The sequence below is a fragment of the Bacillota bacterium genome (assembly GCA_012837285.1).
Lineage (GTDB): Bacteria > Bacillota > DTU030 > DUMP01 > DUMP01 > DUNI01.
Window position 1 is genome coordinate 1 of the sequence record DURJ01000171.1, and the last position, 6970, is coordinate 6970.

At 50.8% G+C, this 6970-nt stretch carries 8 protein-coding genes; 3 read left to right on the forward strand and 5 right to left on the reverse strand.

Annotation, left to right across the window (positions count from 1 at the left end; genetic code table 11):
- The 3 genes from GX016_09945 to GX016_09955 form a co-directional block, all read left to right on the forward strand.
- The coding region (locus GX016_09945) for an SdpI family protein (GenBank protein ID HHT71865.1) at nucleotides 1-229 on the forward strand (229 nt) is incomplete at its 5' end.
- Nucleotides 230-337: 108 nt separating this feature from the next.
- Nucleotides 338-1099: an ABC transporter ATP-binding protein gene (locus GX016_09950; GenBank protein ID HHT71866.1), complete on the forward strand. Its 762-nt coding sequence runs from the start codon at nucleotides 338-340 to the stop codon at nucleotides 1097-1099.
- Nucleotides 1093-2751 carry a hypothetical protein gene (locus tag GX016_09955; protein ID HHT71867.1) on the forward strand — a complete coding sequence of 553 codons (1659 nt, stop codon included), beginning with the start codon at nucleotides 1093-1095 and terminating at the stop codon, nucleotides 2749-2751. The genes GX016_09950 and GX016_09955 overlap by 7 nt, the downstream gene beginning before the upstream one ends.
- A 206-nt stretch (nucleotides 2752-2957) precedes the next feature.
- Here GX016_09955 and GX016_09960 read toward each other — a convergent pair whose 3' ends face one another.
- From GX016_09960 to GX016_09980, 5 genes are all read right to left on the reverse strand, one after another.
- Nucleotides 2958-3578 (reverse strand): response regulator, encoded by a 621-nt coding sequence (locus GX016_09960; GenBank protein HHT71868.1) that lies wholly within the window; start codon nucleotides 3576-3578, stop codon nucleotides 2958-2960.
- Nucleotides 3547-4917 carry a HAMP domain-containing histidine kinase gene (locus tag GX016_09965; protein ID HHT71869.1) on the reverse strand — a complete coding sequence of 457 codons (1371 nt, stop codon included), beginning with the start codon at nucleotides 4915-4917 and terminating at the stop codon, nucleotides 3547-3549. Before GX016_09965 ends, GX016_09960 begins: the two co-directional genes overlap by 32 nt.
- A 66-nt stretch (nucleotides 4918-4983) precedes the next feature.
- Nucleotides 4984-6135, reverse strand: coding sequence for a poly-gamma-glutamate system protein (gene pgsW, locus GX016_09970; protein ID HHT71870.1), 1152 nt, complete (start codon nucleotides 6133-6135; stop codon nucleotides 4984-4986).
- Complete coding sequence (gene pgsC, locus GX016_09975; GenBank protein HHT71871.1) at nucleotides 6132-6566, reverse strand: poly-gamma-glutamate biosynthesis protein PgsC; 435 nt, start codon at nucleotides 6564-6566, stop codon at nucleotides 6132-6134. The genes pgsW and pgsC overlap by 4 nt, the downstream gene beginning before the upstream one ends.
- Nucleotides 6551-6970: hypothetical protein (locus GX016_09980; GenBank protein HHT71872.1), on the reverse strand; the 420-nt coding region annotated here is incomplete at its 5' end. The genes pgsC and GX016_09980, both read right to left, overlap by 16 nt.

Consider the following 6970-nt stretch of genomic DNA (forward strand, 5'->3'; position numbering starts at 1 on the left):
GCACAATTACTTTGTGGGTATTCGCACCCCTTGGACCATAGCCAGTCCGGAGGTATGGCGCCTGACTCACCGCTCGGCCGCCAAGATTTGGGTCCTAAGCGGCCTCATCGGCCTGGTGGCGGCTTTCCTGCCCGGCGAATACGGGTTTGTTGTCCTTTTCGGAGCCCTGACTTTCGCTGCCCTGGTCCCCGCGGTTCAATCTTACTTTCTTTTTCGACGGCTAGGCTGAAAGCCTGGTGTAAGAGCGGCCCTCTGCGGTCGCCCGGTATCTATGGTGAGATAGACAGGTTGTGTATTTTTGATTAGAGACCTAGAACCAAAATTAAGAGGTGTTACCATGATCAAATTATCACATGTATCCAAATCCTACGCCCACGGCCAAGTAAAAGCCGTGGATGATCTGTGTTTAGAAGTTAATTCGGGCGAGATTTTCGGTTTCCTGGGGCCTAATGGGGCCGGCAAAACCACCACTATTAATATGTTGGTAGGATTGCTTGTCCCTAATAGCGGGCATATAGAAGTGGCCGGGGTCGATGTGGTGCAAAATCCACTTGCAGCTAAGCACCGTATCGGCTTTGTCCCTGACAATCCTGCGGTGTGGGAGCGGCTTACAGGCAGAGAATACCTTAACTTCTTAGGGGATGTGTACGAAGTGCCGGCAAAGGTGCGCTGGGAGCGGTTAGAGCCGCTGTTGGAATCCTTTGATTTAAGTCAGGTGTTAGATGACCCACTCAAGAGCTATTCCCACGGTATGCGCCAAAAGATAGTGGTGTCCGGAGCCCTTCTGCCACGACCGCAGGTACTGATTTTAGATGAACCCCTGGTAGGGCTGGATCCGCGCTCGGCTTACATTCTAAAAGATATTCTGCGCCAACACGCCGAGGCAGGCAATACCGTCTTTTTCTCCACCCATGTGTTAGAAGTAGCGGAGCGGTTTTGTCACCGGGTGGCCATTATTAACCACGGGCAACTGATAGCTTGCGGCACTCTGGACGAAATACGCTCCCAGGTAGCCGGCGGCGCCGGGGAGAGTTTGGAAAAGGTGTTTTTGACTCTCACCGAAGCCCGCTTGCCCGAAGGAGACGAAGACGAATGGTAAAGCTGTGGGCAACTTTCAAACTGCTTCTGATATCTAATTATTTCACCTGGCGTACAACGAAACGTGACAGTAAAAAACAGGTAGGTCTAATACTATTAGCAGGCCTTTCGCTACTACCCTTCTTCCGCCTGCTCTTTGAACTGTCTAGCGGCATCTATCAAGCAACTACTATACTGGGCGATCCGTCGCTGGCACTGCTGTTGGCTGCTGCTGCGGGCCAATTTACAGTGCTAGTGTTTGGCGTACCTTATTTAGCGTCAGCTTTCTATTACGAAGACGACTTTGTCCGCCTGGCTCCGCTACCTCTGGCTCCTTGGCAACTGGCCGGGGCTAAACTGCTGCTGGTTTGGCTGGGGGAACTACTGACTCTACTTTTGACGGTAGCCCCCATCTTAGTGGTATATGGCCTCAGAGCCCGCCCCTCAGCCCTGTATTGGCTGATTCTCCCCATAGTATATCTGCTATTGCCGGCTCTGCCGCTGGCAGTAGCCACTCCGGTTACAGCCTTGGTGATGCGCTTTAGCGGCCGCTTTCGTGACCGGGACAAGGCCCGCGTGCTGTTCTCACTGCTGTTTTTGGTATTGGTGCTGGGTCTGCAAGCTACTTTGATGCGTTCCGGAGACGATCCCAGCCTTGCTCTGCAAGAAAAGTTGTTGGCGCGTCCTGATCTGGCTGCGGGGGTTAAGTCTTGGTTGCCGCCGGCTGTTTGGTTTGGGCAAGCCCTGGCCCAAGCAGGCTCTGCTCGCGGTCTCATGTATTTGTTTCTATTCGCGCTGGTTTCCGGTGCCGCCCTGGCGGTGCTAGCATTATTAGCCCCGGGAGTAGTGCGACAAGCCCTGGCCGAACGAGAAGCCCCGGTACGTTCCAATAATCGGCATAAGAGGCGTAAAGCTCGCCTAGCTACTAGTGCCGGTTCGAGCCCTTTTATAGCTTGTTTAGAGCGAGAAGCGCGGCTATTTTGGCGCACCCCGATTTTTGCCCTTAATGGAACAATTAATCTTTTTTTGCTACCGCTGATTATACTGTTCCCCTTCTTGGCACGGGGAGAGCTAAAACAAGTAGTGGATTTTGTCATGGTAGGCGGCGATTTAAGGTGGCTAGCCGGTTTGATTCTGGCCGGTATCGGGGCCGTCACTGCAGCTATGAACCAAGTACCTTCTACCGCCATTTCCAGAGAAGGCTCGTTGCTGTTTTGGAGCTTGGTATTGCCGTTGTCACCCAGAACCCAACTCTTGGCCAAACTAACCTTTTCTCTTTCTCTTCAGTGCCTAGCTGCCGTCGCCTGGGCAGCAGTAGCCTATTTCTTCTTTCATTTATCAGGGCTACCCCTCCTGGCTGGAACAGCACTGGGACTGTTGGCCGCCTGGCCCCTGGCCGAAGTGGGGCTCATGATCGATCTCACCTGGCCCCGCACCCAATGGACTGATCCCCAAAAAGCCATGAAAGGTAACTTTAACGGCCTTTTAGCCGGCCTAGCCGGCTGGCTGTTAGTAGCCTTGGGCGGATTTATCCTCTGGCTTCTTTACCGCGCTGTTGGCTCTTTTACGCTACTTTATCTGGCTGCCGCCGTCTACTTCACCGCCCTGGGTGTTGTTTTCGACCGTCTGCTTTTAGCCTACGGTACCCGGCGTTGGCCCCGGCTGTTGTCGTAATAAATCTTCGGACAGAAGTCGTAACACACAAAGAGAGAACTTGTACGTAAGGTTCCCTTCTTTGTATGTAACGCATTATTGAACCGTTATGTAATGGTGTTACCGTTCAAAAACTACTGATTATATGTTCCCTTCAACCCTAGCAAATAGGTTTTGCTAGGGTCAAAGCAGTGGCTGTCTTCTATATTCACAAGGGAATGAATAACCTACATTTCTCTTCTGACCAATTGGTATCGCTTTTTAGGCCTACCAACTTTACCATAGTCATCGAAACTGTCTACTACATTTAGGCTGTGGAGATGGTTAAGGTAGCGGTAGGTCGTGGAGTAGGCTAAACCGGTGGCTTTGGCAACTTCATTAATAGTCAAAGGCCCTTTGGCCTCAGCTAGGCATTTACGGATAAGTTCCATGGTGCCAGTACTGATGCCCTTTTGCCCTGTTTCCCCCCGCTGGTAAGACGCTAGTTCCAAATTTAGCTCAATGCGGGAAATTAGATCCGGGGCTTTGATGGGTTTTAGAGCAAAGTCGGTAGCTCCCGCCTTCCGAAACTGGGCGGCCAATTCGTGACGGTCATCTACTGTCAGGATCACAATTGGTAAATTACCATCCATGGCCCTAAGTTTGGTTACCAAGGTGACCCCATCCATCCCTGGCATATGGTAATCTACTATGACTAAATCAGGAGGATCGGCAGAATAAGCAGCCAAAGCCTCCTTCCCGCTGGTAGCTGTTTGTAACCACCACCCAGCCAGTTCTGCAATAGCCCTTAGAGTATAAATGATATCAGTATCATCATCAACAGCTAGAATTTGTGGCTTCTCGTCCATGGCCTTCACCTCCCGGGAGTAATATTCGTACCTTATACCCCTGGCCTGGACTGCTAGTACAAGTAACCGTTCCGCCGTGATCGATGATCACTGAACGAGCAAAGGGTAACCCTAAACCCAAGCTGTTTCGGGTAGAAAAACCCATGTCCCAGATTTGGTTTAAGTCTTCTGGTGCAACCCCTGGACCATTGTCTTTGATAACAATAGCCACCTGTGCCCCAATTTGTACCCCAATTCTATGCACCCGAACCTTTACCCACCCATACTTGGCAGGAATAGATGCCAAAGCATTATCTAAGAAGTTGACCAAGGCCCGAGTAACACGGATACGGTTCACTAGCAAGTCAGGCAGGTCTTCCTCCAAAAACACATCCACTGCTCCTACTTTAGGGTGAGAGGATAAATGGGACAAGGTGTATTTAATTAATGCCCTAGGTGAAATGCGCCGTCGGGCGTCATGGTGAAGAATCTCCCCTACCATTTCATTCATCTGATCTACACTCTGCTCGATGCGGTAAGCGTATTCGGCAATCTTGTCATCCTTGCTCTTAAGCTGAATTACTCCAGCGAGACCCTGAATACTGGTTAGGGGAGTTTTTAGATCGTGAACCAAACCTTGAATCTCCACTGCAGAGCGAGAGTGTAATGCCTCAAGGCGAGCCGCATGTAAATTTTCTTCCTGACGCTGGGCTTGCTCCACTAACACCAGCTCCCTATTATAGTGGACCATCAACTGGCCCAAAGCCAAAGCACTAAAGCTACAGGTGATGAAAAAAGCTACACCCAAGAGAGATAGAATGGGTTCAGCCTCTAAAAAGGTACCTGCTTCCTTAATGCTTAGTGATATCTCACCTCGTCCAAATCCGTAGGGGGTAAGGGCGGGAACCACGTCTAGCGATTGGACTGCGGCCAAGATCAGGATGAGAATTAGGGCCTTATAGGGAATGTTTGGTCGATGATTTACCATTTGATGGTGTAAGGCGATGATTCCCAATAAGGCAATGAGGGCTGGACCACCAAAGTCATAGCGGATATCGTAAATAAGTTCGATGGTTCCATAAACCAATGGGATCAAAGCCAAGCAGCCCAACAACACCAGCCATTTCTTCACCCCATTGGCCTTGTGAACAAGAAGCTCTGCCAACAGGAAAACACCAAGGTAGTGGGGCAAGGCCCGCAGGGTATTCAGGAGCACCAACTTGGCTGTAGCCATAAGGAGGTACCCGCTATCACCTTCCAGGATGGCTTGGTGTATTAAGGGAATGATACCAAAGTCATGGACGGTGACCAGCGCCGGCATAACCAAGCCCAAGACAATAAGAGAAATTGAAACTGCCATAACATATACTCCTTTTCCGAAATGAAAGATAAGCTGCTGGACTGCCGCCACATCCAAGGGCTAAGTCTAACTGTTAAGAGATCCTTTCCCGATCTGCTCAATCTGTTTTTCTTTACTCCGCTTCTTAAATGCATCTACGATTAAAGGTGACAACAGTGCTACCAAGGATAACCAGAGGGCCACCGCCAGCCGGCCCAGAGGTACTACCTCGTACATATAGACTGACCCTATTCCCAGTGGGGGCAAAGGATAAGGATCAAGAGGCAATCCGTAGCGCAAAGCTAAGGTTCCAACTTCCAACAAATTGATGACCACCCCTGTCTGTGCTACCTCCAAAGGTGAACATGGGGCCACTCCTGAAGGAAGAAGCTGCAATTTTTGCAGCCCCGGTCGTAGCTCTACGGCTGAGACTTCGCTCAGACTGGCCAAGCTGCCCCCTACATTGATATAGGCAGCGTAATCACTATTGCCGTATATCTCTAGACGCCGTTCAATATTGGCGGCTAATGAACCTGTATTAATAAGCTCCCCTTTCCGTCGCCCCACCGCAGCCAGTAGTGCTTCCTGTCCCTCCCGGGAGAACCCAGTAATAAGATCATTTCTTCCACCGGCTGAAAAGGCAATACTCTGCCGCCCTATAACTCCTGCTTGGTATAAAAGTGACTCCATGTCCAACCAAGTCAGATTAGGGTGATTAGCTCCCCAGGAAGACGACCCAAGAGAGGAAATGATTACCCCTTCCACTTCCATAGCATCAAGAGCTGTACCAAGTGCCAGATTGAGTGCTGGAAACGAACTGGATAGACCAACCGCTACCCGATCACCGGGCCGCACGCCCCCTTCCCATAGAAGGCGCACCACTAGGGCGGCCATATTAGGATTTGCGGTGGTTCGTTTCACCCACAGTGGGGCTAAGGTAGTAGTGAGAGGCGAATATTCGACTCCAATGAGCCCCGTCTCATTGTAATCTTCCCGTGCCATGGCTGGACCATGGGTATGACGGTATTCTGCCAATACCTCCATGCCTCGGGCCATAGCCTGAGCTGCCGCTAATTGCCGGTGGTGATAGGAGGTAGGGACAACTTCCTTCCCCAGCCAAGCCCAGCCAAAAGCAGCCGTGGTAACTAGAACTACCAAAGGGAGCCAAGTGAGATTCTTGCTGAAAGGGGCAAACCAGGTTTTGCCTTGGAACAGCTGCATCAATGTTAGTCTTTTCATAGAAAACCCATCCTGATACACAACTCTACAACCAGGCGGACCATGATGGCTGCCGGAAAAAGAGCCAAAAGGGTTGTTCCCACCCCTTGGGTATCCATATCCTGAGCTATAAGGCCGGGAATAACGAAACCGATGGAAGACCCCAACCCCAACCACGTAGGCCCGAAAACGGCCACTGCTGCCTTGGGCAATAGGGCCCCCACCAAAACAGCTACCAAAAATTTACGCCGCCCATAAAGGAGAATTCTTTCCTCCAGGAACCGTAACACCACCATAGTGAGGATGGCAAAGGTCAGGGTTACTAATACCCGCCTAGGCTGTAAGAGGAAAAAACCCAAGTAACCTGGTACCACCAAGCCACCGGGAGACAGTCCAAAGATTTCATGAAAGAGAATAGCGATAAGTAGACCAACAATTAAGGCAGTTTCCACACCTGGGTCCCCCCTATGGTGAAATACTCACTGAGTTTATGGCCCATACCGTCGATATTGCCAATGCCTATGATAAGGAAAGGGCCAGTGCCCAGTTTGGTTAACAAAACCTCGGGTTTAAGACAACCGAAATGGGTTATCCCCGGAAAGGGCGGTCGCCTAAGCCCTATAGAGTAAACATCAATACCATCCTGGATCAATTGAGCTAAGATAGGATAAAAGTCCCTGGCCCGCTGCAGCCGGTCAGGTCGGTGGTTGTAAAGTACTACCGGGGTTAGACCTGCTGGCAGGGGGAAAAGCCTCTGTAACAACTCTCCCGTAGAGATAGGATCGTTGGCAGCAAAGGCGTTAGCCAGATAATTGTTTCCGGTCGGCCCTCGCCGCCGGCAGATGGTAAAGGCCCC

Coding starts and splice junctions, on each gene's coding strand:
- GX016_09950 (HHT71866.1), top strand. CDS start 338: ATGATCAAATTATCACATGTATCCAAATCCTACGCCCACGGCCAAGTA.
- GX016_09955 (HHT71867.1), top strand. CDS start 1,093: ATGGTAAAGCTGTGGGCAACTTTCAAACTGCTTCTGATATCTAATTAT.
- GX016_09960 (HHT71868.1), bottom strand. CDS start 3,578: ATGGACGAGAAGCCACAAATTCTAGCTGTTGATGATGATACTGATATC.
- GX016_09965 (HHT71869.1), bottom strand. CDS start 4,917: ATGGCAGTTTCAATTTCTCTTATTGTCTTGGGCTTGGTTATGCCGGCG.
- pgsW (HHT71870.1), bottom strand. CDS start 6,135: ATGAAAAGACTAACATTGATGCAGCTGTTCCAAGGCAAAACCTGGTTT.